This window comes from Streptomyces chlorus (assembly GCF_042655885.1).
GTDB lineage: Bacteria > Actinomycetota > Actinomycetes > Streptomycetales > Streptomycetaceae > Streptomyces > Streptomyces chlorus.
The window spans coordinates 42,883-69,592 of record NZ_JBHSOA010000018.1; the positions used below are offsets into that span (position 1 = coordinate 42,883).

General features: G+C 71.0%; 25 protein-coding genes. 18 read left to right on the top strand and 7 right to left on the bottom strand.

The window, feature by feature from the left end:
- Positions 1–57: 57 nt before the first annotated feature.
- Positions 58–918: a thioesterase family protein gene (locus tag ACFPZI_RS10010; protein ID WP_381361069.1), complete on the top strand. Its 861-nt coding sequence runs from the start codon at positions 58–60 to the stop codon at positions 916–918.
- Between the two features lie 86 nt (positions 919–1,004).
- Positions 1,005–2,174, top strand: a complete 1,170-nt coding sequence (locus ACFPZI_RS10015; RefSeq protein WP_381361072.1) for a cysteine desulfurase family protein — start codon at positions 1,005–1,007, stop codon at positions 2,172–2,174.
- A gap of 596 nt (positions 2,175–2,770) precedes the next feature.
- On the opposite strand, the gene ACFPZI_RS10020 is transcribed toward ACFPZI_RS10015, so the two are convergent.
- The gene (locus ACFPZI_RS10020; protein ID WP_381361075.1) at positions 2,771–3,646 is read right to left on the bottom strand and encodes an aldo/keto reductase family oxidoreductase; all 876 of its coding nucleotides are present in this window, start codon (positions 3,644–3,646) and stop codon (positions 2,771–2,773) included.
- Positions 3,647–3,776: 130 nt separating this feature from the next.
- On the opposite strand from ACFPZI_RS10020, the gene ACFPZI_RS10025 reads away from it, so the two are divergent.
- Positions 3,777–4,217, top strand: a complete 441-nt coding sequence (locus ACFPZI_RS10025; RefSeq protein WP_381361078.1) for a winged helix-turn-helix transcriptional regulator — start codon at positions 3,777–3,779, stop codon at positions 4,215–4,217.
- A gap of 436 nt (positions 4,218–4,653) precedes the next feature.
- Here ACFPZI_RS10025 and ACFPZI_RS10030 read toward each other — a convergent pair whose 3' ends face one another.
- Positions 4,654–5,334 (bottom strand): N-acetylmuramoyl-L-alanine amidase, encoded by a 681-nt coding sequence (locus tag ACFPZI_RS10030; RefSeq protein ID WP_381361081.1) that lies wholly within the window; start codon positions 5,332–5,334, stop codon positions 4,654–4,656.
- A gap of 59 nt (positions 5,335–5,393) precedes the next feature.
- Here ACFPZI_RS10030 and mnmA point away from each other — a divergent pair, with 59 nt between their 5' ends.
- Positions 5,394–6,530 carry a tRNA 2-thiouridine(34) synthase MnmA gene (gene mnmA, locus ACFPZI_RS10035; RefSeq protein WP_381361083.1) on the top strand — a complete coding sequence of 379 codons (1,137 nt, stop codon included), beginning with the start codon at positions 5,394–5,396 and terminating at the stop codon, positions 6,528–6,530.
- 231 nt (positions 6,531–6,761) lie between these two features.
- Here mnmA and ACFPZI_RS10040 read toward each other — a convergent pair whose 3' ends face one another.
- The 3 genes from ACFPZI_RS10040 to ACFPZI_RS10050 form a co-directional block, all read right to left on the bottom strand.
- Entirely contained in the window at positions 6,762–7,133 is a 372-nt protein-coding gene (locus ACFPZI_RS10040) for a hypothetical protein (RefSeq protein WP_381361086.1), read from the bottom strand.
- 169 nt (positions 7,134–7,302) lie between these two features.
- Positions 7,303–7,503, bottom strand: coding sequence for a DUF397 domain-containing protein (locus ACFPZI_RS10045; protein WP_381361088.1), 201 nt, complete (start codon positions 7,501–7,503; stop codon positions 7,303–7,305).
- Positions 7,504–7,515: 12 nt separating this feature from the next.
- Complete coding sequence (locus ACFPZI_RS10050; protein ID WP_381361090.1) at positions 7,516–8,367, bottom strand: helix-turn-helix domain-containing protein; 852 nt, start codon at positions 8,365–8,367, stop codon at positions 7,516–7,518.
- Between the two features lie 333 nt (positions 8,368–8,700).
- Here ACFPZI_RS10050 and ACFPZI_RS10055 point away from each other — a divergent pair, with 333 nt between their 5' ends.
- Entirely contained in the window at positions 8,701–9,267 is a 567-nt protein-coding gene (locus tag ACFPZI_RS10055) for an ATP-binding protein (RefSeq protein ID WP_381361093.1), read from the top strand.
- Between the two features lie 242 nt (positions 9,268–9,509).
- On the opposite strand, the gene ACFPZI_RS10060 is transcribed toward ACFPZI_RS10055, so the two are convergent.
- Together ACFPZI_RS10060 and ACFPZI_RS10065 are read right to left on the bottom strand one after the other, a co-directional pair.
- Complete coding sequence (locus ACFPZI_RS10060; RefSeq protein WP_381361096.1) at positions 9,510–10,289, bottom strand: alpha/beta fold hydrolase; 780 nt, start codon at positions 10,287–10,289, stop codon at positions 9,510–9,512.
- Between the two features lie 80 nt (positions 10,290–10,369).
- On the bottom strand, positions 10,370–10,693 hold the full coding sequence (locus tag ACFPZI_RS10065; protein WP_381361098.1) for a DUF427 domain-containing protein: 324 nt from the start codon (positions 10,691–10,693) through the stop codon (positions 10,370–10,372).
- A 161-nt stretch (positions 10,694–10,854) separates the two neighbouring features.
- Between ACFPZI_RS10065 and ACFPZI_RS10070 the strand changes: the two genes are divergently transcribed.
- The 13 genes from ACFPZI_RS10070 to ACFPZI_RS10130 all read left to right on the top strand — a co-directional run bounded on the left by ACFPZI_RS10070 (position 10,855) and on the right by ACFPZI_RS10130 (position 26,490).
- Entirely contained in the window at positions 10,855–11,391 is a 537-nt protein-coding gene (locus ACFPZI_RS10070) for an LOG family protein (RefSeq protein WP_381361101.1), read from the top strand.
- A gap of 211 nt (positions 11,392–11,602) precedes the next feature.
- Positions 11,603–12,301: an SDR family oxidoreductase gene (locus tag ACFPZI_RS10075; protein ID WP_381361104.1), complete on the top strand. Its 699-nt coding sequence runs from the start codon at positions 11,603–11,605 to the stop codon at positions 12,299–12,301.
- A gap of 273 nt (positions 12,302–12,574) precedes the next feature.
- Positions 12,575–13,582, top strand: coding sequence for a methionine synthase (locus ACFPZI_RS10080; RefSeq protein WP_381361106.1), 1,008 nt, complete (start codon positions 12,575–12,577; stop codon positions 13,580–13,582).
- A 14-nt stretch (positions 13,583–13,596) separates the two neighbouring features.
- Positions 13,597–15,798, top strand: a complete 2,202-nt coding sequence (gene ligA / locus ACFPZI_RS10085; protein WP_381361464.1) for an NAD-dependent DNA ligase LigA — start codon at positions 13,597–13,599, stop codon at positions 15,796–15,798.
- Between the two features lie 253 nt (positions 15,799–16,051).
- Positions 16,052–18,400, top strand: coding sequence for a putative bifunctional diguanylate cyclase/phosphodiesterase (locus tag ACFPZI_RS10090; protein ID WP_381361109.1), 2,349 nt, complete (start codon positions 16,052–16,054; stop codon positions 18,398–18,400).
- A gap of 234 nt (positions 18,401–18,634) precedes the next feature.
- On the top strand, positions 18,635–18,931 hold the full coding sequence (gene gatC / locus ACFPZI_RS10095; protein WP_031117542.1) for an Asp-tRNA(Asn)/Glu-tRNA(Gln) amidotransferase subunit GatC: 297 nt from the start codon (positions 18,635–18,637) through the stop codon (positions 18,929–18,931).
- Positions 18,932–18,936: 5 nt separating this feature from the next.
- Positions 18,937–20,430 carry an Asp-tRNA(Asn)/Glu-tRNA(Gln) amidotransferase subunit GatA gene (gene gatA / locus ACFPZI_RS10100; protein ID WP_381361111.1) on the top strand — a complete coding sequence of 498 codons (1,494 nt, stop codon included), beginning with the start codon at positions 18,937–18,939 and terminating at the stop codon, positions 20,428–20,430.
- Entirely contained in the window at positions 20,427–20,666 is a 240-nt protein-coding gene (locus tag ACFPZI_RS10105; protein WP_055573565.1) for a hypothetical protein, read from the top strand. Before gatA ends, ACFPZI_RS10105 begins: the two co-directional genes overlap by 4 nt.
- A 15-nt stretch (positions 20,667–20,681) precedes the next feature.
- Positions 20,682–22,196, top strand: coding sequence for an Asp-tRNA(Asn)/Glu-tRNA(Gln) amidotransferase subunit GatB (gene gatB / locus ACFPZI_RS10110; RefSeq protein ID WP_381361113.1), 1,515 nt, complete (start codon positions 20,682–20,684; stop codon positions 22,194–22,196).
- Between the two features lie 267 nt (positions 22,197–22,463).
- Positions 22,464–22,865 carry a hypothetical protein gene (locus ACFPZI_RS10115; RefSeq protein WP_381361115.1) on the top strand — a complete coding sequence of 134 codons (402 nt, stop codon included), beginning with the start codon at positions 22,464–22,466 and terminating at the stop codon, positions 22,863–22,865.
- 223 nt (positions 22,866–23,088) lie between these two features.
- Entirely contained in the window at positions 23,089–25,335 is a 2,247-nt protein-coding gene (locus tag ACFPZI_RS10120) for an MMPL family transporter (RefSeq protein WP_381361117.1), read from the top strand.
- Positions 25,313–25,882 (top strand): GNAT family N-acetyltransferase, encoded by a 570-nt coding sequence (locus tag ACFPZI_RS10125; RefSeq protein ID WP_381361120.1) that lies wholly within the window; start codon positions 25,313–25,315, stop codon positions 25,880–25,882. The genes ACFPZI_RS10120 and ACFPZI_RS10125 overlap by 23 nt, the downstream gene beginning before the upstream one ends.
- A gap of 35 nt (positions 25,883–25,917) precedes the next feature.
- On the top strand, positions 25,918–26,490 hold the full coding sequence (locus tag ACFPZI_RS10130; RefSeq protein ID WP_381361123.1) for a hypothetical protein: 573 nt from the start codon (positions 25,918–25,920) through the stop codon (positions 26,488–26,490).
- Positions 26,491–26,710: the final 220 nt, after the last annotated feature.

Consider the following 26,710-nt stretch of genomic DNA (forward strand, 5'->3'; position numbering starts at 1 on the left):
AGTCCGACCGCCACCCCAAAGCTACCGCTTAGTAGGTGACTCTTGTACTGTTCATGCATGCCAGAAGCAGCCTCCGCCCCGGCCATCCGGGCCACCATCGGCGACAGTGAGTTCGACCGCGACACCGCGGTCACGCCCCGCGAACCGGGCGTCTACGACACCGATCTCTCCGCCGGCTGGACGATCATCAGCGCCGTCAACGGCGGCTATCTGCTGGCCGTCCTGGGCCGCGCCCTCGCCGACGCCCTGCCGCACGCGGACCCGTTCACCCTCTCCGCGCACTATCTGACCGCTTCCCAGCCGGGCCCGGCGGTCGTCCGTACCCAGATCGTGCGTACCGGACGCACCCTCTCGACCGGGCAGGCGTCCCTCTTCCAGACCGATGACCAGGGCCGTGAGGTCGAGCGCATCCGCCTCCTGGCCTCCTACGGCGACCTGGACGCCCTCCCCGACGACGTCCGTACGTCGGCCGAGCCGCCCGCGATACCGCCCATGGACCAGTGCTTCGGCCCCGAGGACGGGCCGGCCCCCGTCGACGGCAGCTCCGCCATCATGGACCGGCTGATGCTCAAGCTCGACCCGTCGACCCTCGGCTGGGCCCTCGGGAAGCCCTCCGGCAAGGGAGAGATGCGCGCCTGGTTCGGGCTCGCCGACGGCCGGGACCACGACCCGCTCTCCCTGCTCCTCGCGGTGGACGCGCTGCCGCCCACCGCCTTCGAACTCGGACTCAAGGGCTGGGTCCCCACGGTCGAGCTGACGGTGCACGTCCGCTCCCGTCCGGCGCCCGGCCCGCTGCGGGTGTCGATCACCACCCGCAACCTCGCCGGCGGCTTCCTGGAGGAGGACGCCGAGGTCTGGGACAGCGCGGACCGACTGGTCGCCCAGTCCCGTCAGCTCGCCCGGGTACGCCTGGGCTGAGCGGTCCTCCGCGGTGCGGTCGGCGGGGCATCCCGGCCGACCGCGCCCCGGGGTCACCGGACGCGGCCCGTAGAATCGTCCTCACCATGGCTTACCTCGACCACGCCGCGACCACCCCGATGCTTCCCGAGGCGGTCGAGGCACTCACCGCGCACCTCGGCGTCACCGGCAACGCCTCCTCCCTGCACGCCGCCGGCCGACGTGCCCGCCGGAGTGTCGAGGAGGCCCGCGAAGCCCTCGCCGAAGCCCTCGGCGCCCGTCCCAGCGAGGTGGTCTTCACCTCCGGCGGGACCGAGGCCGACAACCTCGCCGTGAAGGGCCTGTACTGGGCCCGGCGCGACGCCGAGCCGGCCCGCACCCGGGTCCTCGCCAGCCCTGTCGAACACCATGCCGTCCTGGACGCCGTCCACTGGCTCGGCGAGCACGAGGGCGCCCTCGTCGAGTACCTGCCGGTCGACTCCTACGGCCGGGTCCACCCGGATGCTCTGCGCGAGGCGATCTCACGCAACCCCGACGACGTCGCCCTCGCCACCGTGATGTGGGCCAACAACGAGATCGGGACGATTCTCCCGGTCCGTGAACTCGCCGAGGTCGCCGCCGAGTTCGGCGTCCCGCTGCACTCCGACGCCGTCCAGGCCTTCGGCCAGGTGCCCGTGGACTTCGCCTCGTCCGGGCTCGCCGCGATGACCGTCTCGGGCCACAAGATCGGCGGCCCGTACGGTATCGGGGCGCTGGTCCTGGGCCGCGAGTACACCCCCGTACCCGTGCTGCACGGGGGCGGTCAGGAGCGGCACGTGCGCTCCGGCACGCTCGACGTGCCCGCGGTCGTCTCCTTCGCGATTGCCGGCCGGCTCGCCGCCCAGCAGCGGGAGTGGTTCGCCCGCGAGATCGGCGCGCTCCGCGACGACCTGGTCGCGGCGGTCCGCGAGGCCGTTCCGGACGCCGTCCTCGGCGGCGATCCCGCGCCCGGGGGACGGCTTCCGGCCAACGCCCACTTCGCGTTCCCCGGCTGCGAGGGCGACTCCCTGCTGCTTCTGCTCGACGCCCAGGGCATCGAGTGCTCCACCGGCTCCGCCTGCACCGCGGGTGTCGCCCAGCCCAGCCACGTCCTCCTGGCCACCGGAACCGACCCCGACCTGGCCCGCGGCACCCTCCGCTTCTCCCTCGGCCACACCTCCACCAGGGCCGACGTCCAAGCCGTGGCCAAGGCCATCGGGCCGGCGGTGGAACGTGCGCGGGCGGCGGGGCTGACCTAGGCGGTTTCGTTCAAGAGCACCGGATCGTCGGTTCGGGTGGGCCGTTGACCGACGCCCGGCGGCCGCAGACGGACCCGTCCGCACCAACCGGACCGTTTCGATGCCGATACAGACAGATCTGCACCGGGTCTTGAACCCTTCATGCCCACACTGCTGGGCGTGAGTCAGCCTCGTCTTGTCCACGGGGCTCTCAGGCCCGGGCATACTCAAAGGCTCGGCACGCGCCCCGATGGTCAGCTCCCACCTCCCCTTGGCGTACTCCTCCCGCGCGATCCGCGACCACCTGCGAAAACGCGACATCCGTGCGGTGATCCCCGTCCCCGCGAACCGGCGAGGCCCCAGGCCGCGTCGCGGCGGCCGGGGCGGCAGACCGCCGGCCTTCGACCGTGAGACACACCAGCAGCGCAACACCGTCGAGCGGTGAGTCAACCGGCTCGGGCGAGGGCGCGGTATCGCGGCCCGTTACGGGAAGACGGCCATGACGTGCCCTGCCGGACTCCACATCGCGGGCATCCCCCTCCGGTCCACCCGGCAACCCGGGCGAAACCGCCTACCGTGCACGAGCTCGTCGGTGCGGCCGACGGCCTGTGCGTGCTTCAGCGGCCGATGCCGTTCAGTTCGGCCACGTCCTCGTCGGAGAGGGAGAGCCCGGCGCCTGCGATGTTCTCGCGCAGATGGGCGGTGGACGAGGTGCCGGGGATGAGCAGGATGTTCGGCGAGCGTCGCATCAGCCAGGCCAGCGCGACCGACATCGGTGTCGCCTCCAGCCGGCTCGCGACCTGCGAGAGGGCCTCGGACTGGAGTGGCGTGAAGCCGCCCAGGGGGAAGAACGGCACGTAGGCGATGCGGTCGACGGCGAGGTGGTCGACGAGGTCGTCGTCGTGGCGGTGGGCGAGGTTGTACATGTTCTGCACGCACATGATGGGGGTGATGCCGCGCGCCTCGGCGACCTGCTCCGCGGTGACGTTGCTGACGCCGAGGTGGCGGATCAGACCGTCTCGCTGGAGGGCGGCGAGTGTTTCGAGCGCTTCGGCGATCGAGCCGGGCCGGGGGCCCTGGGCGTCGCCCATGCGCATGTTGACCAGGTCGAGGGTCTCGACACCGAGGGAGTCGAGGTTCTCGTGGACCTGCTTGCGCAGGTCTTCGGGGCGTCGGGCGGTGGGCCAGCCGCCCTGCGCGTCGCGGGTCGCGCCCACCTTGGTGGCGATGAACAGCGACTCCGGGTAGGGGTGCAGCGCTTCGCGGATCAGCTCGTTCGTGATGCGCGGGCCGTAGGCGTCGCTGGTGTCGATGTGGGTGATCCCGAGGCCGACCGCCTCGCGCAGGACGGCCAGGGCGCCGTCGTGGTCGGCGGGCGGCCCCATGACCCACGGGCCGGCGAGCTGCATCGCGCCGTAGCCGAACCGGGTGACGGTCGAGTCGCCCAGCGTCCAGGTTCCGCCGGGAAGAGGAGGTGTGAAGGCGGTCTCCATCGCAGTGCCTTTCGCTTCTTGTCAGGGGTGGTGTCTCCGTCCCCCTTGCACCAGCATGGGAGAGCTGCTTCCCTTCGGGAAGTAGGCACTCTGAAGTGCGTAACTTCCCCAGAAGCGGACGGTGAGATCGGTGACGACGACGAAGGCCGAGAAAAGGGCGCAGGGCAAGGCGGAGTACAACGCGTTCCTGGCGGTGTGCCCCAGCCGTCAGCTCCTCGACCGGATCTCGGACAAGTGGGTCGTCCTGATCCTGTGTGCGCTGGGTGGTGACGCGTCCGAAGAGCACCCCGGCGCATCGCGCGCCCCGAAAGCGATGCGCTACTCCGAACTCGCCCGGCTGCTGGTCGGTGTCAGCCAGAAGATGCTGACCCAGACCCTGCGAGCCCTCGAACGCGACGGCTTGCTCACCCGCACCGTGACGCCCACGGTTCCCGTTACCGTCACCTACGAGCTGACTGACCTCGGGCTCTCGCTCCACCACCTGACACGCGGGCTCAGGCAGTGGGCGCAGACCCACATGGACCAGGTCCTCACCAGCCGCGAGAAGTACGACGCGGGAGCTTCCCGGTGAGGACGGAGCTCTCCGTCCCGGCCGAGGGCTGGGACGTGCCCGACCGTGAGGGACGCGCGGGGGACGGATCGAGCCGCTGCTTCCGGACCGGACGCGCGACCGGGCCCGCGCCCGCAGCCGGAACGACGAACGGCCGATCCGAACGAGACCGCCCGGCCCTCCGGGCGCGCCAACGACCTACGAGACGGGTTCCCTTCGCCGGTATGACCCGGATCAGGTGACTAGGGGTCGCCTTCCGGTCCTGTCCTGCGACCTTCCGGCCTCTCAGCCCGACCGTCGACGTCGGCACCAGCGGAAGTCGAAACTTCGCGCTGAAGTCGGCTACTCCGGTCGAACTCCCTCACTCATCCCGTAGGCCTGTTCTTATGATAGAACGCCCATTTCTGGATGGAAGGGGGTGGGTTGAGATTTTTTGTCCAGTTTTCGGGTGGCGGGGTCAGGTCGTCGCCGTGAGCGCCTGACGCACGAGCTTCATGTAGCGGTCCCAGTCCCAGTGCGGCCCCGGGTCGGTGTGATCCGTCCCCGGTACCTCGATGTGGCCGATGATGTGCTTCCGGTCGACGGGTATGTCGTAGCGCGCGCATATCCGGGCCGTGAGCCGGGCCGAGGCCTCGTACATCTCGTCCGTCAGGTCCTGCGGCCGGTCCACGAAGCCCTCGTGCTCGATGCCGATACTGCGCTCGTTGTAGTCGCGGTTGCCCGCCTGGTAGGCCACGTCCAGCTCGCGGATCATCTGCGTGATGCGCCCGTCCTGCCCGACGATGTAGTGCGTGGACGCCTGGTGCCCCGGGTCCTGGAAGGCCCGTACCGCGCTGTCGAAACTGCCCTGCGTGACATGGACGATCACCATGTCGATATCGAAGTCGTCGGGTCGGTCCGCGCGCCGCCAGTTGGCGTCCGAGGCCGCCACCCAGCGGGCGCCCGCGAAGTCGACCACGCCCTGCTTGCGCGGCTTCTCGACCCCGGGAATCCGCCACCACAGGCGGCCCAGCTCGTCCCGCGCCAGCACGGCCGTACCCGCGGCGGCGGCCGCACCGCCGAAGAGCAGGGCCCGTCGGCCGATGCGACGGTCCCCGTCCTTGCCGGCCCGGTCCGTGGAAGCTCTTCTTTCCCCCATGCGAGCAACAACGGATATCCGGTGGCTCCGGTTCCCGTGCCCCGTACCCTGGAGGGGTTATGACTGAGATTCCGCAGCCCTCCCGCCCCCTTCGCGTTCTGGCCGCCATGTCCGGCGGCGTCGACTCCGCCGTGGCCGCGGCCCGCGCCGCCGAGGCGGGCCACGACGTGACCGGTGTCCACCTCGCGCTCTCCGCGAACCCCCAATCCTTCCGCACGGGCGCGCGGGGCTGCTGCACCATCGAGGACTCGCGCGACGCCCGCCGCGCCGCGGACGTCATCGGCATCCCGTTCTACGTGTGGGACCTCGCCGACCGCTTCCGCGAGGACGTCGTGGAGAACTTCGTCGCCGAGTACGAGGCCGGCCGCACCCCCAACCCGTGCCTGCGCTGCAACGAGAAGATCAAGTTCGCCGCGCTGCTGGACAAGGCTCTGGCCCTCGGCTTCGACGCCGTGGCCACCGGCCACTACGCGCGCGTGGTCACCCTGGCCGACGGCACGCGCGAACTGCACCGCGCCTCCGACATGGCCAAGGACCAGTCGTACGTCCTCGGCGTGCTGGACGACCGGCAGCTCGCCCACGCGATGTTCCCGCTCGGCGACACGGTCACCACCAAGGACGAGATCCGCGCGGAGGCCGAGCGCAGGGGACTGGCGGTGGCCAAGAAGCCCGACTCGCACGACATCTGCTTCATCGCCGACGGCGACACCCAGGGCTTCCTCGCGAACCGGCTGGGCCGGGCCGAGGGCGACATCGTCGACGAGTCCGGCGCCAAGGTCGGCACGCACGAGGGCGCCCACGGCTTCACCATCGGCCAGCGCAAGGGCCTGCGGATCGGCACCCCCGCCCCCGACGGCAAGCCCCGCTACGTCCTCGACATCTCCCCGGTGACCAACACGGTCACCGTCGGCCCCGCGGACGCCCTCGACGTCGGCGCGCTCACCGCGATCGAACCCCGCTGGTGCGGCACCGCCCCGACCGGCCCCGGCACCTACACCGCCCAACTCCGCGCCCACGGCGACGAGACCGAGGTCACCGCCGAGCTCATCGACGGCACCCTGGAGGTCTCCTTCAAGGAACCGGTCCGCGGCGTGGCCCCCGGCCAGGCCGTCGTCCTCTACGCCGGCACCCGCGTGGTCGGCTCCGCCACCATCGCCACGACGTCCCGCACGACGAAGAAATTCACGGCGGTCTGACACCGGGGCGTCCGACGGGGTCGGCACGGTGAGCTGGTCGAAAACCGTGAGCAGTTGGCGGGCGACTGTCACTTTGACGCTCGAATGAGCGCCAAAGTGACAGTGGGGCCCGGAGTGCTCACGCTTTTCGGAAGGGGAGTGTCCCCGTCTGGACGAGGGCGATCGTCACGGTCACCGGAAACGGCGGGCGGGTGCCGATGCCTGCACAGCCGTCACGGCTTCCTCGCCCGGTCAATGGTCCTGCGGCTGTGCGGGGAACTCGTGGACGAGTTGGATCTCACCGACGATGTGGGCGTTGAACTCGTCGAGTTCCCCGGCCGGAACCCACAGCTCGAGGATGGTCCGCCCGCCCGCCTGCTGCACGGGATACCGGGCGAGGAACTCCGACTCGACCTCGAAGCGGGTGACGAACCCGGCACCGTCGTGCTTCACGTTCCAGTCCCGGGCGATCCTGATCGCGTAGTCCTCGTCGAGGACCGGATAGAAGACCGGCTGCTCGGGCAACCGGGGCGGCCAGACCCGCCACCCCGACTCTCGGACCAGCTCCAGCTCCTTGGGCCCGGTCGGACGCCACAGCGTCGTCGTCGCCTGTCGGACGGTCATCGATACTGCTCCCCGTACGTCGAGAACCGCGGAAACGGCTGATCGGAAGACCGGACGATACCGACACACCAAGTCTTGCGACCACACGGTTTTCCACCCGTGCACGTCCCGCCCGCTATGCGGCCACCAGCGCCTGTGCCTTTGAGTGAATGCCTGTGGTGCGTGGTCGTTAGAGATCTACGTGGCTTACGGCCCCGGCTCGGGCGGCATTGACGAACAACGAGAACGCCGTCCGGTCGATGGCGAAGGCCAGGGCGGGGCGGACGCTGTCCCGGATCGCCATCCGTTCGCTGTCGTGGACCGCAACCTCTATGCAGGCGTTGCCGGAAGCCTCGGAGAACGAGGACTTGAACCATTTCAAATCGGACAAGACTGGTACCTCTTACAGGTCTCCGATGATGTCGAGGATGAAGTCCCTCGATGCCCTCGGATTCAACGCCACCCGTTCGACCAAGTCCAGCCGCGCGCGGAAGTTGGCCAGATGGGTGGGGGAGTCGAAGAAGACGGCGCCTGTGGGGGAGTCCACCTGCACGGTGTCCAGGTGAGGGTTGGGCGCTGATGCGTACATCACTGTGTCCCCTGCCATGGGGAAGCCCTCTGCGGTGAAGGGGATCACGAGGAGCTGAACGTTGTCGCGTTCGCTTTCTTCGAGGAGGCGGCACAGTTGGGCTTTGGCGATCTGTCGTCCTCCGATCAGCATGCGCAGGGCCGCCTCATGGACGTAACCCGCGTATGGCACGCCTGGGTTGTCCGCTACTGCTCGATGGCGGCCGAGTCGCTGGGCCACTCGCAATTCGACTTCCAAGCGGGGCAGCGCTGGAACGAACAGGTCGAAGAGAGATCGAGCATGATCTTCTGTCTGGAAGATCCCCGGGATGTGCGCGGTCTGAAGGGTTCTGAGGGCGGTGGCGTGGTGCTCCAGCTCCGCCACGTCGAGGAAGTCCGGTGGGATCTTCCCTCGGTACTCGTCCCACCAGCCTTTCGGCCGCCCGCCGGTCATTGAGGCCAACGCATCAATCAAATCAGGGTCGTTGCACTCGTAGATACTCGCAAGGCGCCGTAGTCGCTCATCGCTGATGCCGAACCGCCCTGACTCGATGTTCGAGATCATGGTGCGATCCACTCCGAGCCGCGTCGCGGCTGCAGGTGCGGTCATGCCGGCGGCTTCGCGTAGTCGCCGTAGTTCGGCCCCGAACCGGCGTTGCCGGATGCTCGGGTGGTGCCGTGGTGCCATGAACAACTCCTCGCTCGCGCGCACAGTTTGCCGAGAGTGACGTGCAGTGTCCATCGAAACCTAGTACTAAAACCCGTTTTGGCAAACTTGGTAGCACGCGTTTTATTTTTCCCGCTAGCGTATGACCCACGCCACCCTTCCCGGTCCCTCCTCGGAGGAAGCGCACCCCCGCCTCAACTCCTGTCCGGGCCCGACGGGGCGAGGAGCGGGCGGCAGGCCACCGCCGCGAACCCGTGAGGGCGCGGCGTGGGCGGCACACGGCATCACCGCTCCAACCACTTCAACGAACAGAACCGTGACTCGTCGCATCGCACACGCACAAGGAGGTGCCGCGTGAAGAATGCGGAACCGGAACACGAGCAGACGCCCGAACCGGCGGGCCGGCCGGACTCCATGATCCCCGGCCCGCCTCTCATCCCGTTCGCCGAACCCTGGGAGTACGAGCTGCACTTCCCCTGCGACGTACGCGGACCGGCCGTTGCCCGTACGGCGCTCAAGGCGGTGCTCGGTGCCCACGGGCTGGGCGAGTTCACCGACCGGGCGGAACTGCTCACCTCGGAGCTGGCCACCAACGCCGTGCGCTACTCCCTCGGTCCCGCCACAGTGCGGCTGCGCTGGGCCAACCCCGTGCTACGAGTCAGTGTCACGGACACCTGCCCCGAGTTCCCCGTGTCGTTGGTGCCGGGCGGGCCGGACGAGGAGCGGGGCCGGGGACTGCTGATCCTCGACCTGCTGGCCGACGACTGGGGCGGATGCGGTCTCGGGGAGGCGGTGTTCGGGGTGGGCGGCAAGAGCGTCTGGTTCGAGCTGGTGCATGGCGGGGGCGATCCACCGCCAGGAGGCTGTGCGGCAGACGGTGCCGGGCCCCGGCCCCCTGGTCTGCCCGTGCTCGCCGCCTGAGGGGAGGGGGACCGTCCGTCCCGGTTCTCCGTCACATGGAGGACGCTGTTGGTCAACTCGGCCTGGCGTGCCGGGTCCCGTGAGCCCGCACCCGGTGGCACTGGGTACCCCGCCCGCAACCGTGACATATCTCCTGAAAGTGTCACGGTCGGCGGACTCACGCCCGAGGTCCGCCGGTTTCGCCGACAGCGTCCATGCAGTGGCGGAGGACCGGGGGCGAGCGGCCCGCCCCGTCAGGCCCCTCACCGGCTGAAGAACTCCGCCAACACCGGTGCCAGCACGTCCGGTTCGACCATGTGGGTCTGGCCCGCCAGAGTGCGGCAGGTGCCCTGGGGGACGGCGTCCGCGATCGCTCGGGCGGCCTTGCGCATCCAGGCCGGGCTCGCGTCGCCCGCGATGGACAGCACCGGTACGGGGACCGACGCCAGCAGCTTCACCGGGACGCCGCCGTCGCCCATGACCGCGTCGTCGTAGGCGAGACTCGGCGCGATCGACTCCATGCCGGCCCACAGGGGGGACTGGCGGGCGCCCTCGATCACGGCCTCGCTCAGCCCGGTGAGGCGCAGAAAGAGCTCCACCGCGTCCCCGCGACGCCCCTCGCGCAGGGCCTCGGCCAGCCGCTCGGTGTACCGCGCGCGTTCTCTCAGATCCTCCTCGGACGTGGCGTACGGCGTCTCGTACACGGCGACATGGCGCACCGGCAGACCGCTCGCCGCCGCGCGCAGCGCCAGCGCGCCGCCCGAGGAGACGCCGTACAGCGACGCCTGTCCGCCCACCGCCTCGATCAGCGCCGCCAGGTCCTCGACCTCGCGTTCCACCGCGTACGGCAACCGGTCCCCGCTCGCACCGCGGCCCCGGCGGTCGTACACGACGACCCGGAACCGCTCCGAGAGCGGGGCGGCCAGCGGTGCCACCGTGGCGCCCGTCGACATCGCGCCGCTGACGAGGACGACCACGGAACCCCGTCCGGCGCTCTCGTGGGCGATGGGGGTGCCGTCGCGCGAGAGGATGTTCTTGTCCATGGTCGTCGAGACTGCCGCACCGCGGCGCGATCGTCGGTGAGGCGGGCCGCGCGTCCGACGATCGCAACCCTTCTATCCGATCATCGGACTTCCACGTCGTAGAAGCACAGGTGGTCCTCGATACCGGCGACGTCCGGCTTCGGGTCCGGGTACGCCCATACGAGATCGGCCGCGTCCGGCCGCGACCAGTAGGACGCGGTGCCCTTGAAGGGGCAGTGGGTGCGGGTGTCGGACGGGGTCAGCAGGTCGAGCCGTACGTCCTCCGGCGGGATGTAGTACCGCGCGGGCAAGCCCGTCTCGCGCAGCACCAGCGCCCGGTCGCTCTCGGCCAGGACCTCCCCGCCGTGCACCACGCGCACGTGCCGCTCGCTCCGTTCGACGGTGATGCGGTGTCCTACGGTCATGGTCCACGCTCCTCGGTCAGCCGGGTCATGGGGTCAGCAGGGTCATGGAGTCGGCAAGGTCGGAGGGGCCGAACGCCGGCCGGCCCGACCACTGAACGGTGCAGCGTCCGCCGAAGCCGAATTCTTCCCCTCACGCCGGACCGGGCCCGTACCCTGAGGCGGTGAACATCTGTGTCTTCCTCTCCGCCGCCGATCTGGACGAGCGGTACACGCGCCCCGCGCGGGAGTTCGCCGAGCTGCTCGGCAAGGGCGGCCACACCCTGGTGTGGGGCGGCTCCGACGTGGGCCTGATGAAAGTCGTCGCCGACGGGGTGCAGGAGGCGGGCGGGCGGCTCCTCGGTGTCTCCGTGGAGTTCCTGGCGGCGAAGGCGCGCGTGGGCGCCGACGAGATGATCGTCGCCCGGGACCTGGCGGAACGCAAGCGCCTGCTCCTCGAGAAGGCCGACGCGGTGGTCGTCATGGTGGGCGGTACCGGCACGCTCGACGAGGCCACCGAGATCCTGGAGCTGAAGAAGCACGGGCACACGGACAAGCCGGTGGTCCTGCTGAACAGCGCGGGTTTCTACGATGGCCTCAAGACGCAGTTCCGGCGGATGGAGGACGAGGGCTTCCTGCCCCGCGCCCTCACCGACCTGGTGTTCTTCGCCGAGGAGCCCGTCGGGGCACTGGCGTACCTGGAGGAGAGCCAGGGCATCTAGGGCTTGGCCCGGGTCTCCCGTGGCGTCGCGACGCCCGGCACGCTCCCCCAAGCTCTTCGAGCAGGGGGGGACCCCACTCGCCGCACCGGCCGGCCTCCGACGTGACTCCGCCACGACGAAGGCCGTCCGGCACACCGAGAGCACGCACCGAACGCCGCTCCTTCCTCCACGGGAAACCCGGGCCAAGCCCTGACCACGTGGTGATGCGAGCATGGCGGGCATGCCTACACATGTGATCACCGGAGCAGGCTCCGGCATCGGCGCGGCCGTCGCCCGTCGGCTGCACGCGCGCGGGGACGAACTCGTCCTGCACGCACGCTCGGCGGGGCGCGCGAAGGAACTGGCGGACGAGTTCCCCGGCGCGCGGACCCTCGTCGGCGACCTTGCCGATCCCGACCGGCTCAGCTGGGCCTTCTCCCACCAGTCCCTCCCGGACCGGGTGGACTCCCTGCTGCACATCGCCGGCGTCGTCGACCTCGGCGAGGTCGGCGAGCTGACCCCCAAGGCCTGGCGGCACCAGCTCGACGTCAACCTCGTCGCCCCCGCCGAACTCACCCGGCACTTCCTGCCCCAGCTGCGCGCGAGCCGCGGACACGTGGTCTTCGTCAACTCCGGCGCCGGCCTGAGCGCCCACGCCCAGTGGGGCGCCTACGCGGCCTCCAAGCACGGTCTGAAGGCCCTCGCCGACGCGCTGCGCGAGGAGGAGCACGCGGGCGGTGTCCGCGTCACCTCGGTCTACCCCGGCCGCACCGCCAGTCCCATGCAGGCCAAGGTGCACCAGCAGGAGGGCAAGGACTACGACCCCGGCCGGTGGATCGACCCCGAGTCGGTCGCCACCACCATCCTCATGGCCCTCGACCTGCCCCGGGACGCGGAGGTCAACGACCTGACCGTGCGCCCGGGACGCTGACCCCGCGGACGTACGGCCTGACCGTGCGGGCGGGACGCCGAACCCGCAGGGGTGCGGCCTGGCGATTCGGGTGAGGCGTCAGGCCGCCGCGACGCCGGGTCTCCGGGTCGCCGGAACGCCGACCTGCCAGGTGTACGGGTTGACCGTGCGGGTGAGGTGCAGGGTCGCCGCGGCGCCGACCTGCCGGGCGTGGGACCGACTGTGCTGCTGGGCACACGCCCCGCCGGTACGGCCGGGACACCGGCCTCCCCGCCCGTTCCGTACGCTTCTGAGGTGAGCGAAAACAGCCAGTTCAGGTTCGGGGCCGCGACCGGGGTCGGGTCGATGCCCGGCGGGGACGCCCGCGAGGCCGTCAAGACCGTCACCGGAAGCTTCGAGGACTTTCCCTTCCTGCCCGAACTGCCCGCCCGGGGACCCGGCGCGGACATGATCGGTCGGACCGCCGGGATGCTCGTCGAGCTGTACGCGCGGGTGGAGCCCAGCGGCTGGCGGATCGGGGACCGGCCCGGACGCGACACCAAGCGGGCCCGCTCCTGGCTCGGCGAGGACCTCGACGCGCTGGAGGAGTACACCCAGGGGTACGAGGGCCCGCTGAAGGTGCAGGCCGTCGGCCCCTGGACGCTCGCCGCCCAGCTGGAGCTGCGCAACGGCGAGGTGGCCCTCTCCGATCCCGGCGCCTGCCGGGACCTCGCCGCCTCGCTCGCCGAGGGGCTGCGCCTGCACCTCGCCGAGGTGAGCCGGCGCGTGCCCGGCGCGCGGCTCGTCCTCCAGCTCGACGAGCCCTCCCTCACCGACGTCCTGCGCGGCCGGGTGCGCAGCGCCAGCGGCTACCGCACCCACCGCGCGGTGGACCGGCAGCTCGTCGAGTCCGGACTGAGGGACGTGTTCGAGGTGCACGACGGTGGCCAGGTCGTGGTTCACTCGTGCGCGCCGGACGTCCCGTTCGCCCTGCTGCGGCGGGCGGGAGCGCAGGCGATCTCCTTCGACTTCTCGCTCCTCACCGAACGTGACGACGAGACGATCGGGGAGGCGGTCGAGAGCGGCACCCGGCTGTTCACCGGTGTCGTGCCGGGGACGGACGGCCCGTTGTCGGACCCTGCCGGTAGCGTCATGGGTGTCAGAACGCTGTGGCGCAGGCTGGGGCTGCGGCCGGGCCTTCTCGCGGAGGCGGTTACGGTCACCCCGGCGTGCGGACTCGCGGGGGCCTCCCCTCAGTACGCGCGCACCGCCTACGCGCACTGCGTTCGGGCGGCGAAATCCCTCGCGGACAACCCAGAGTGACGGGAGAAGACACGGTGGCGGGTGACCAGCAGGCGGAGACGACGAGCGTGCCGGCGAAGGCGCGGGAGCAGCACGCCCGGCTCGCCGAGCAGATCGAGGAGCACCGCTTCCGGTACTACGTGAACGACGCGCCCGTCGTCAGCGACGCCGAGTTCGACCGGCTGTTGCGCGCACTGGAGAGGTTGGAGGAGCAGTACCCCGAACTGCGCACCCCCGACTCCCCGACCCAGAAGGTCGCCGGGGCGTACGCGACGGAGTTCACCGCCGTCCAGCACCGCTCCCGCATGCTCTCCCTCGACAACACCTTCAACGACGACGACCTCGCCGCCTGGGTCGAGCGCATCCACCGGGAGCTGGGCGCACAGGAGTTCCACTTCCTGTGCGAGCTCAAGGTCGACGGCCTCGCCGTCAACCTCACCTACGAGCACGGGCGCCTGGTCCGCGCGGCGACCCGCGGCGACGGCCGCACCGGCGAGGACATCACGCCCAACGTGCGGACCATCGCCGAGATCCCGGACCGTCTGAAGGGCGACGGGGTGCCCGCCCTCGTGGAGATCCGCGGCGAGGTCTTCTTCCCGATGAAGGAGTTCCTGGGCCTCAACGCCCGCCTGGTGGAGGCCGGTGACAAGCCCTTCGCCAACCCGCGCAACGCGGCGGCCGGTTCGCTGCGCCAGAAGGACCCGCGTGTCACCGCCACCCGCCCGCTGCACATGGTCGTCCACGGCATCGGCGCCCTGGAGGGCTTCGAGGGCTCCGCCCGTCTCTCCGAGGCGTACGACCTGCTGAAGAAGTGGGGCCTGCCCACCTCCGAGCACAACCGTGTGGTCGACGGCCTCGCCGGCGTACGGGAGTTCATCGCGTACTACGGCGAGAACCGGCACTCCGTGGCGCACGAGATCGACGGCGCGGTGGTCAAGCTCGACGAGATCCCGCTCCAGGGCCGCCTCGGCTCCACCTCGCGCGCACCGCGCTGGGCCATCGCGTACAAGTACGCGCCCGAGGAGGTCAACACCAAGCTCGTCAACATCCGCGTGGGCGTGGGCCGTACGGGCAGGGTCACGCCGTACGCGCAGGTCGAGCCGGTCACCGTGGCCGGTTCCGAGGTGGAGTTCGCCACGCTGCACAACCAGGACGTGGTCAAGGCCAAGGGCGTCCTCATCGGCGACACGGTGGTGCTGCGCAAGGCCGGTGACGTCATCCCGGAGATCCTCGGCCCGGTCGCCGACCTGCGCGACGGCAGCGAGCACGCGTTCGCGATGCCGGCGAAGTGCCCGGAGTGCGGTACGCCGCTGCGGCCGATGAAGGAGGGCGACATCGACCTGCGCTGCCCCAACGCCCGTACATGCCCCGCCCAGTTGCGGGAGCGCCTGTTCTATCTCGCAGGCCGCAAGGCGCTGGACATCGAGCACTTCGGCTATGTCGCCGCCGCGGCGCTCACTCGGCCGTTGGAGCCCGCGGAGCCGCCGCTGAAGGACGAGGGCGACCTGTTCGACCTCACCATCGAGCAGTTGCTGCCCATCACGGCGTACGTCCTCGACCAGGACAGCGGGCTGCCCAAGCGGGACCCGAAGACGGGCGAGGAGAAGACCGCCACCGTCTTCGCCAACCAGGAGGGTGAGCCGAGGAAGAACGCGGTCGCGATGCTGGCGAACATCGCGGCGGCGAAGGAGCGTCCGCTCGCCCGGGTCCTCACCGGGCTGTCGATCCGGCACGTCGGCCCGGTCGCGGCGGAGGCACTGGCCCGGGAGTTCCGGTCCGTCGACCGGATCGAGCAGGCCACGGAGAAGGAACTGGCCGACACCGAGGGCGTCGGCGGCATCATCGCCGCCTCGGTCAAGCAGTGGTTCGCCGAGGAGTGGCACCGCGAGATCATCCGCAAGTGGCGGGCGGCCGGCGTCCGTATGGAGGACGAGGGGGCCGGGGAGGACCAGGGCCCGCGCCCGCTCGAGGGCCTGACGGTCGTGGTGACCGGCACCCTGGAGCACTTCACCCGGGACGGTGCGAAGGAAGCGCTGCAGACCCGCGGAGCGAAGGTGACCGGTTCGGTCTCGAAGAAGACCTCCTTCGTCGTCGTGGGTGACAACCCGGGGTCGAAGCACGACAAGGCGATGCAGCTCAAGGTGCCGGTTCTGAACGAGGAGGGCTTCAACGTCCTGCTCGACGAAGGGCCAAAGGCGGCGGCCGGCGTGGCTCTGCCCACCGAGGACCAGGGGTGAAAGGTCACCCGATCGGTGCATACCAGATGTATACGGGTGGCTGGGGCGCATTCGGGCAACCGTCGGAGACCGGTGCCCCTGGAAGCCCTCTGCGGCCTACTGTTGGGAGGTGCGCCCACCGTGCCCAGCTGCGGTCGGGGTATCCCCGTGTTCGTGGCGGCACCGTGGAAGGGCTTTCTCTCACGGAGTCGCCGGGGGTCGTCGGGCATCGAGCCGTGTGGCATGGGCACCGCCGGCTGTGAGAGGGACGGGAATGGAACCCACCGAGAGCGCCGCCCCGGGCTCACGGCTGCGCCTGGGCCTGCGCCGCATGGCGGCCGTACGGCGGCGCGGACGTGGGGCAGGACGGCCCGCGGGGCCTGTGGGCGCACCGGGGCGCCTCGGGGCGCGTGCCGCGGACGCACGCCCCCATGGCGCGCGCGGCACCGGACAGCAGGCCGCGGGGCGGCCGGCGGCAGGACAGCCGGGCGCCGGGCGGGGCCCCGGAGCGCCCTCGCTCGCCATCGGACTGTCCTCGGACGGTCCCGGGCTGTCCGAAGCACACGCGGAACGGCACCTCTCCTGGCCCGCGTTGCCCACGGCGGTCGTCTCGGCGGCCGCGTTCGTGCTCGGTGCCGGCGTCCTGGGAGCGTTCACCGGCGGTCACGCGCTCTTCCCGTCCGGCCGCGTCGGCTGGTCCCTGGCCGTACTGACCGGGATCGTCGTCGGCCACCTCGTGATGCTGGGCCGCTCCCGCTGGTGGGGCGGCACCGGCTCGGGCGCCGCGGTCACCCTCGCCGTGCTGCTGCTCTACGGCTGGGTCCCGGCCGGCATGGTCAGCCTCACCGTGGTCGTGCTGGTCGGCGTGGCCCGGCGGGGCCGCTGGCGGCAGGGCATCCTGCACGGCGCGGTGGATCTGCTCGGCATCGGCGCCGGCGCGCTGGTGCTGGCCCTGTGCGGGTCCGTACCGTCCGTCGAGCACCCCTCGACCCCGGACACCTGGGGGCTGCACACCGCCTTCGAGGTGGTGCTGGTCGCCGCCGCGTATCTCGCGGTCACCCGCACCCTCTACTGGTACCTGCACGTCCCGCGGGGCGGACTGCCCACGGTCGCCCGCACCGCCCTGGTCAGACAGGGCCTGGTCGCGGTGGCGCTGCTCGGCATAGCGCCGCTGATCTGCGTTGTCGCCGACGCCCGGCCGATCGTCCTGCCGCTGTTCGCCATCCCGCTGATCGCGCTCGACTCCATGCTGTGGATCGCCAGGGCCCGCGCGGAGGAGCAGTTGCGCGATCCGCTGACCGGGCTGCCCAACCGCCAGTGGCTCCTCGAGCGCATCTGGACCGCGCTGGACGACGCCGAGCGCGCGGGCGCCCGCGCCACCCTCATGCTGATCGACCTCGACCGGTTCCGATCGGTCAATGACACTCTCGGTCACCTCGCGGGTGACCGGCTGCTGCTGCAGATCGCCGACCGGTTGAGGCTGGCCCTGCCGCGCGGGGCGGAGGCCGCGCGGCTCGGTGGCGACGAGTTCGCCGTCTTACTGCCGGTCGTCGACTCCACCACGTCCGCGACCCGGGTCGCCCGCAGCCTGGTGGCCGCCCTCAGCTCGCCCCTCGACCTCGACGGCCTCACCCTCGTGCTGGAGGCCAGCGCGGGCGTCGCCGTCTTCCCCGACCACGCCCTCGAAGCGGAGGGCCTGCTGCGGCGCGCGGACGTGGCGATGTACCAGGCCAAACGGGACCGTACGGGCGTCGAGGTCTACGAGTCCAAGCGGGACTCCAACACTCCCGACCGGCTGGGGCTTCTGGGCGATCTGCGCCGGGCCCTGGACGCCCACGAGGTCCAGCTCCACTACCAGCCCAAGGTCCGCTTCGACGGACAGGTCGCGGGCCTGGAGGCCCTGGTCCGCTGGGTACACCCGGAGCGCGGCAGGGTGCCGCCGGACGAGTTCATAGCGATCGCCGAGTCCTCCGGCCTGATGCCGCAGCTCACCGACTACGTGCTGGAGGCCGCGCTCGGGCAGGTCGCCCAGTGGCGCGCCCAGGGCCTGTTCGTGCCGGTCGCGGTCAATGTCTCCCCGCGCGACGTGCACAGCCCCGGCTTCGCCGGCTCCGTCGCGGCGCGACTGGCCCGGCACGGTGTACCGGCCGGAGCCCTCCAGCTCGAGATCACCGAGCACGTCCTCCTGGAGGACCCGCAGCGGGCCGCCGACACCCTCAACGGACTGACCGGACACGGCGTGAAGATGTCCCTCGACGACTTCGGCACCGGCTACTCCTCCCTCGTGCACCTACGGCGGCTGCCCGTCAGCGAGCTGAAGATCGACCGCTCGTTCGTGGCCCGGCTGGCCGTCGACACCGAGGACGCCGCGATCGTGCGCTGCACCGTCGACCTCGCCCACTCGCTCGGACTGCTCGTCGTCGCCGAGGGCGTCGAGGACGACGAGACCTGGGAACGCCTGCGCGACCTCGGCTGCGACGCCGTCCAGGGCTGGCTGGTCGCGGCCGCGATGCCGCCCGACGAGACCACGGCCTGGCTCCTCGCCCGCGGCTCCCGCGGCTGGCAGCGCCCGGCGGCCGCCCTCCCGGCATCGGCGGCCGACGACTTCGGCCGCCCGGCCTGACACCGGCCCCCGACGCGGGACCGGTCGCGGCGGTGCGACCACGGCGGCGGGGCCCGGGGAGCCGGGCCGCGGCACCGCTTTCGGGGGGTGCGGGGAAACCGTTTCACGGGTATGGGGCCGCGCCCCATAGGATTGGGGCCTGTCGTCATCTTCCCGCCTGCCGCGCCACGCCCGGCCCGGGACGCGACGGCAGGTCCTAGCCCGAACCGCACACTCACCCCAGAGGAACGCTGCATGCCTGGCATTACGCGCGAGGAGGTCGCCCACCTCGCCCGGCTGGCGCGTCTGGAGCTGAAGCCCGAAGAGCTCGACCACTTCGCAGGCCAGCTCGACGACATCATCGGCGCGGTGGCCCGCGTCAGCGAGGTCGCCGACCAAGACGTACCGCCGACCTCGCACCCGCTCCCGCTGACGAACGTCATGCGCCCGGACGAGGTCCGTCCCTCGCTCACCCCCGAGCAGGCGCTCTCCGGCGCCCCGGCCCAGGAGCAGCAGCGTTTCAAGGTGCCGCAGATCCTGGGGGAGGACTGAATCGCATGATCGACATCATTAAGCTCACCGCGGCCGAGACCGCCGCGAGGATCGCCTCCGGCGAACTCACGGCCGTCCAGGTCACCGAGGCCCACCTGGCCCGGATCGAGGCCGTCGACGAGAAGGTGCACGCCTTCCTGCACGTCGACCGCGAGGGTGCCCTCGCCCAGGCCCGTGCCGTCGACGAGAAGCGCGCCAAGGGGGAGAAGCTCGGCCCGCTGGCCGGCGTCCCGCTCGCGCTCAAGGACATCTTCACCACCGAGGGCATCCCGACCACCGTCGGCTCGAAGCTCCTCGAGGGCTGGATCCCGCCGTACGACGCGACGCTCACCAAGCGGCTCAAGGCCGCCGACATCGTCATCCTCGGCAAGACCAACATGGACGAGTTCGCCATGGGGTCGTCGACCGAGAACAGCGCCTACGGACCGACCGGCAACCCCTGGGACCTGACCAGGATCCCCGGCGGCTCCGGCGGTGGGTCGAGCGCCGCGCTCGCCTCCTTCCAGGCCCCCCTCGCCATCGGCACCGACACCGGCGGCTCCATCCGCCAGCCGGCCTCCGTCACCGGCACGGTCGGCGTGAAGCCGACCTACGGCGCGGTCTCCCGCTACGGCATGGTGGCGTTCTCCTCCTCCCTCGACCAGGGCGGCCCCTGCGCCCGCACGGTCCTGGACGCGGCCCTGCTGCACGAGGTCATCGCCGGGCACGACCCGCTCGACTCGACCTCCATCGACGCCCCGGTCCCCCCGGTCGTCGAGGCCGCCCGCAACGGCTCGGTCGCCGGCATGCGCGTCGGTGTCGTCAAGCAGTTCCGCGGCGAGGGCTACCAGGCCGGCGTCATCCAGCGGTTCGACGAGTCCGTCGAGCTGCTGAAGGGACTCGGCGCCGAGATCGTCGAACTGGACTGCCCGTCCTTCGACCTCGCGCTGTCGGCGTACTACCTGATCGCCCCGTCCGAGTGCTCCTCCAACCTCGCCCGCTTCGACGGCCTGCGCTACGGCCTGCGGACCGGCGACGACGGCACGCGCTCCGCCGAGGAGGTCACCTCGCTGACCCGCGAGGCCGGATTCGGCCCCGAGGTCAAGCGCCGCATCATGCTCGGCACGTACGCGCTCAGCTCCGGCTACTACGACGCGTACTACGGCAGCGCCCAGAAGGTCCGTACGCTGATCAAGCAGGACTTCGACACGGCGTTCGAGCAGGTCGACGTGATCGTCTCCCCGACGACCCCGACCACCGCCTTCGCGATCGGCGAGCGCGCCGACGACCCGATGGCGATGTACCTCGCCGACCTGTGCACCATTCCGACCAACCTGGCCGGCAACGCGGCCATGTCGCTGCCCTGCGGCCTCGCGCCCGAGGACAACCTGCCGGTCGGACTGCAGATCATCGCCCCGGTCATGAAGGACGACCGCCTCTACAAGGTGGGCGCAGCCGTCGAGGCGGCCTTCGTGGAAAAGTGGGGCCACCCGCTGATCGAGGAGGCTCCGTCGCTGTGAGCGCACTGACCAAGGCCAAGGGCTTCAAGAAGTCCAGGTCCGGTACGTATCTGTCCATGGCCGCCACCGCCTTCGGCGCGCTCGGCGTCGCCAAACGTGTCAAGAAGGCGCGGCACGAGAAGGACACCCTGGTCCTGATCGACGCCACCGTGTCCGCCGTCGCGATCGTCACGAGCCTCGCCATCCTGTACCGCGAGCTGAAGCGGCTGGGCGACGACGACGTCCTGCTGGGCTGAGAGGGAAGTTACACCGTGACCACCACGACCGACCTGGTGTCGTACGAGGACGCACTCGCGTCGTACGACCCCGTCATGGGCCTCGAGGTCCATGTCGAACTCGGCACCAGGACCAAGATGTTCTGCGGCTGCTCGACCACGCTCGGCGCCGACCCGAACACCCAGACCTGCCCCATCTGCCTCGGCATGCCGGGCGCACTCCCGGTCGTCAACGCGATCGGCGTCGAGTCCGCCATCAAGATCGGACTCGCGCTGCACTGCGAGATCGCCGAGTGGTGCCGCTTCGCCCGGAAGAACTACTTCTATCCGGACATGCCGAAGAACTTCCAGACCTCCCAGTACGACGAGCCGATCGCCTTCGACGGCTACCTCGACGTGCAGCTGGAGGACGGCGAAACCTTCCGCGTGGCCATCGAGCGCGCCCATATGGAGGAGGACACCGGCAAGTCGACGCACGTCGGCGGCGCCACCGGCCGTATCCACGGCGCGTCCCACTCCCTGCTCGACTACAACCGCGCCGGCATCCCGCTCATCGAGATCGTCACCAAGCCGATCGAGGGAGCGGGCGAGCGGGCCCCCGAGGTCGCGCGCGCCTACGTGCGTGAACTGCGCGAGCTCATCCGGGCACTCGGCGTGTCCGAGGCCCGGATGGAGATGGGCCAGATGCGCTGCGACGTCAACCTGTCGCTGCGCCCGCACGGCCGGGAGAAGTTCGGCACCCGCTCGGAGACGAAGAACGTCAACTCGTTGCGGTCCGTGGAGCGCGCGGCCCGCTTCGAGATCCAGCGGCACGCCGCCGTGCTGAACGACGGCGGGACGATCATCCAGGAGACCCGGCACTTCCACGAGGAGACGGGGTCGACGACCTCCGGCCGTGTGAAGGAGGAGGCCGAGGACTACCGGTACTTCCCGGAGCCCGACCTGGTCCCCGTCGCCCCGTCCCGTGAGTGGGTCGAGGAGCTGCGCGCAGGCCTGCCCGAGCTGCCGCTGGTGCGCCGCAACCGGCTCCGCGAGGAGTGGGGGATCTCCGGCACCGACATGCAGGCGATCCTCAACGCCGGTGCGCTGGACCTGATCGTCGCCACGATCGACGCCGGCGCGGACGCGGCCTCCGCCCGCAAGTGGTGGATGGGCGAACTCGCCCGCAGCGCCAACGAGTCCGCCAAGGCGCTCGACGAGCTGGCGATCACGCCGGAGCAGGTCGCCCGCGTCACCGCGCTGGTGACCTCCGGCGACCTGAACGACAAGCTGGCCCGGCAGGTCATCGAGGGCGTCCTCGCGGGCGAGGGCACCCCGGACGAGGTGGTCGACAAGCGCGGCCTGAAGGTCGTCTCCGACGACGGGGCGCTCACCGCCGCCGTGGCGGAGGCCATCGCCGGCAACCCGGGCGTCGCGGACAAGATCCGCGGGGGCAAGGTGGCGGCGGCCGGTGCGCTGGTCGGCGCGGTCATGAAGGCCACCCGCGGCCAGGCGGACGCGGCCCGCGTCAAGGAGCTGATCCTTCAGCAGCTGGGCGTCGCCGAGGGCTGATCCCCGGGCGCCGCACGGGAGAGCGAAGAGGGGGACGCACGGGTTCGATGCGTCCCCCTCTCTCATACGGTCAGCCCTCTCCTGCGGTCGGCCCTCTCCCGCGGTCAGCGCCGGTGCTATCGCGTCGGAAATCGGGCGGACCGCCATCAAAGCTCCTGTTTCGGCCGGGCGGCGGGCTGCCGCGCAACGTCGGACCGACGGACGCCAACAAGCGATCCGCACCCCCGCATCCCGGGTTCCGGGCCTGGGGCGATACGCTCCCGCGCCATGAGCGGACGCGCTGATTCCGACCTGTCCCCGGGCACTCGAGCCGACGACGCCGAAGACCCCGGACACGGCGACGACGCCGAAGACGCCCAAGACGCCGGACACGGCGACGACGCCGGCGAGGTCGAACAGGGCGAGCAAGGCGGCGACGCGCTTCGGGAGGCCCGGCGGGCCCGGTGGGCCGCGGTCGGCGCCGGGACCGTACTCGCCCTGGCCGGGACGGCCGCGGCGCTGCTCCGCCTCACGGGCTCCGTCCCGGCCCTCGTCCCGGTGGCCTATGCCTGCGGCGCCGGCGCTTGCGCACTCGCCGCCGTACTGGGCTCACGCGGACGGACCCGCAGGGCGCTGTGGCTGTTGATCGCGGGGCTGATGGTGATGGCGCTGGGGGATCAGTTCGACTGACCCCCGTACGAGTGAGCGACCTCACGTCCAGAGACAATTTCAGTTGATTGTCATGAGATGTGTGAATTCCGCGCTTTGTGAATAAACACACGAACGTAACAAAGGATCATTCAGAGCTGGAAGAGTGCGACTTCCTTGCTTATGCGTTCTTTGCGGGCTGTTCGGTTCACAAGCGACTGTTCCCGGTCAAAGATCCACCGACAGTCACTCTGGAGCGTGATTCGTGACAGCACTCGCACGCTGGTGTGTCCGACGCCGTCTGATCACCGTTCTGCTGTGGCTCCTCGCCCTCGGCGGGGTCGCGGCCGGAGCCTTCGCGACCGGAAACGCGTACTCGAACGACTACGAGGTGCCCGGCACCGAGTCCGGGCACGCCACCGAACTGCTGCGCAAGGGGTTCCCGGCCCTCTCGGGCGACAGCGACACCGTCGTCTGGCACACCCCGTCCGGCAGCGTCCTGGACGCCGATGTCGAACAGAGCATGACCCGCACCCTGGACCGGATGGAGGGCCTGCCCGGCATCACCGCCGTGACGGGCCCGTACGGGGACGACGGCACCGGCGGGATCAGCGCGGACGGCCGCACCGCCTACGCCACCGTCATCTTCGACGACCTGGCCAAGGACATCGACAAGGGCGAGGCGGCGGCCGTGCTCGAGGCGGCCAAGGCCGCGGAGACCGACGGCCTCCAGGTGGAACTGGGCGGCAGCGCCGCCGCGCTGACCGGGGCACCCGAGGGGCACCTCGCCGAGATTGTCGGAGTGGCCGTCGCCGCCGTCGTCCTCTTCCTCGCCTTCGGCTCGCTCGCCGCCTCGCTGCTGCCCATCGCCACCGCGCTGGTCGGCGTCGGCACCGCGTACGCCTCGATCGTGTTGCTCGGGCACGTCATGACCGTCGCCGACTTCGCGCCGATGCTGGGCATGCTGATCGGACTCGGCGTCGGTATCGACTACGCGCTGTTCATCGTGACCAGGCACCGGCGCGGACTCAAGCGAGGACTGTCCGTCGCCGAGGCCGCCACCGACGCCGTCGCCACCACCGGACGCGCGGTCGTGTTCGCGGGGGCCACCGTGTGCATCGCCCTGCTGGGCATGCTGATCCTCCGGCTGAACTTCCTCAACGGCGTAGCCGTCGCGGCCTCGCTCACCGTGGTGCTGACCGTCGCCGCCTCCGTCACCCTGCTGCCCGCGCTGCTGTCGTTCATCGGCATGCGCGCGCTCAGCCGCCGCGAACGGCGCCGGCTGGCCCAGGCCGGCCCGCAGCCGGAACTGCCGACCGGCTTCGCCGCCCGCTGGGCGGCGTTCGTGGAGCGCAGGCCCAAGCTGCTCGGTTCGCTCGCCCTGCTCGTCATGGCGGTGCTGGCGCTGCCCACCTCCTCCCTGCACCTCGGCACGTCCGACCAGGGAAACGACCCGAAGACCTCCACCACCCGCCAGGCCTACGACCTCCTCGCCGACGGATTCGGCCCCGGCGTCAATGGCCCGCTCACCCTCGTGACCGAGGTCGACGGCGCCGCCGACCGGCTTGCCCTGGACCGGATCGGCCCCGTACTGGGCGAGACCGAGGGCGTCGCGTCCGTCGGGCCGGTGGTCCACAGCGCGGACGGCGGCACCGCCTACCTCTCCGTCGTACCGGAGTCCTCCCCGCAGTCGAAGCGGACCAGCGACCTGGTCGACCGGCTGCGCGAGGACGTACTGCCGCGCGCCGAGGCCGGCACCACCCTCGATGTGCGGGTCGGTGGCGTGACGGCCGGCTACGACGACTTCGCCGACGTCATCATCGGCAAACTGCCCCTCTTCATCGGCGTCGTCATCGGCCTGGGCTGTCTGCTGCTCCTGCTCGCCTTCCGGTCCATAGCCATCCCGCTCAAGGCCGCGGCGATGAACGTGGCCGCCGTCGCCGCCGCCTTCGGCGTGGTCGTGGCGATCTTCCAATGGGGCTGGGGCAGTGAACTGCTGGGCCTGGGCAGCGCGGGCCCCATAGAACCGTTCCTGCCCGTGATCATGGTGTCGGTCCTCTTCGGGCTCTCCATGGACTACCAGGTCTTCCTGGTCAGCCGGATGTACGAGGAATGGCTGGAGACCGGCGACAACCGACGTGCGGTACGGGTCGGCCTCGCCGAGACCGGCCGGGTGATCAACTCCGCGGCCGTGGTCATGATCTCGGTCTTCCTCGCCTTCGTCCTGACCGGTGACCGCGTGATAGCGATGTTCGGCATCGCGCTCGCCGCCGCCGTCGCCCTCGACGCCTTCGTGCTGCGGACCCTGCTCGTCCCCGCCCTCATGCATCTGCTCGGCGGCGCCAACTGGTGGCTGCCGCGCCGGCTGGACCGGATCCTGCCGCGCATCAGCATCGAGCCGCCCGAGAGCCGGGCCGCCCATGAGAGGCTGGCCGCCGCCACCGACACCGAGGTGGAGGACGTGCTCGCCAAGGAGGAACGACAGACGGATGTACGCCATACGACTGGGTGACGACGGAGCCGAACTGCGTCCCCTGGAGCCCTGGCACGCGGAGGAGTTCCTCGCCCATCTGGAGCGGGGCCGGGAATTCATCAACCAGTACGTCCCCTTCGGCTCCAAGGCCGTCGACGTGCCCACCGCGCGAGAGGCCCTCCAGCGGTACGCCGACCTCCGCGCCGCCGACGCGGCCGCGCTGCACGGCCTGTGGCTGGACGGCACCCTCGTGGGCGGGGTGCTCACGTCGAACTTCGACGCCGGCAACGGCACCTGCGAGGTCGGCTGCTGGCTGGAGCCGGCCGCCACCGGGCGCGGGCTGGTCACCCGCGCCATGCGGGTGCTGATCGACTGGGTGATCGACCAGCGGGGCATCCACCGCGTGGAGTGGGTCGCCGCCGCCGGCAACGAGCCCAGCCTCAACACCGCCCGCCGGCTCGGCATGACCCTCGACGGGGTACGGCGCCAGTTCCATCTCCACCACGGCGTACGGCACGACCTTGAGGTGTGGTCGGTCCTGGCCCCCGAATGGCGGCAGACACGCGCGGCGCACAGCGATCGTTAAGGCACTTCTCAGAGAGCGTCCGTACGGTGCGCCTCATGGGAACCAAGACCGAGACCGAGACCGAGAAAGCGGCCAGGGCCGAGGACAACAGCGCGGACAACGGCGCGGACAGGAGCGGGACCGAGGCCGGAGCGGCCGTTGGCGCCGACGCGGCCGACGGCGGCACCACGGAGCCGGAGCCGGACACGGCCTCGACGCCGGAGGCCCAGGGCGCCCCCGGCGTCGGGCAGGGCGCCGCGGCGATCGTCTCCGCCGGGCTCGGCGTCGTCTCGCTCACCGGTAGCTGGCTCGGCACGGTGGCCGCCGCCCGCGAGACCCTCGTCGGCCAGCTGGAGACCGCCGCGGACTCGACCGTCGCCATCCAGATCAAGGAGGTCTACGGCGACGCCTGGCAGACCAGCGCACTGTGGGGCGGCCTGTTCGCGCTCACCGCGCTGATCGTCGGTGTGGCGGTGCTCGCCCGGCCCGTGTTCGGCACGCCGGGCGCCGCGCAGGCGCCCTGGATCAAGTCGGTCGCCTGGGCCGGTGTCGCACTCGGCGTCATCGGGCTGCTGTTCGCCGTCCTCAAGTACACCGACGTCCTGCTGGGGCTGCCCGCCGCCGGTTGAGCCACCGCAGGCCCCGGCAGGTACCGGGGAGATTCCGCGCAGTTCCCGAGGGGCCTTAGTCCGGCCACGAGCACCTTATGGCCGGACCGAGGCCCCTCACACGCGCCTAAGGCCCCCGGGGGCCGCCGAAGATGCGGAACTCTCCCGATGTGGCCGGCCCGCCTGGGAGACGAAGGTGGAGGCATCGCAGAAAGCGACGCCGGACACCGACCCCCAGAGG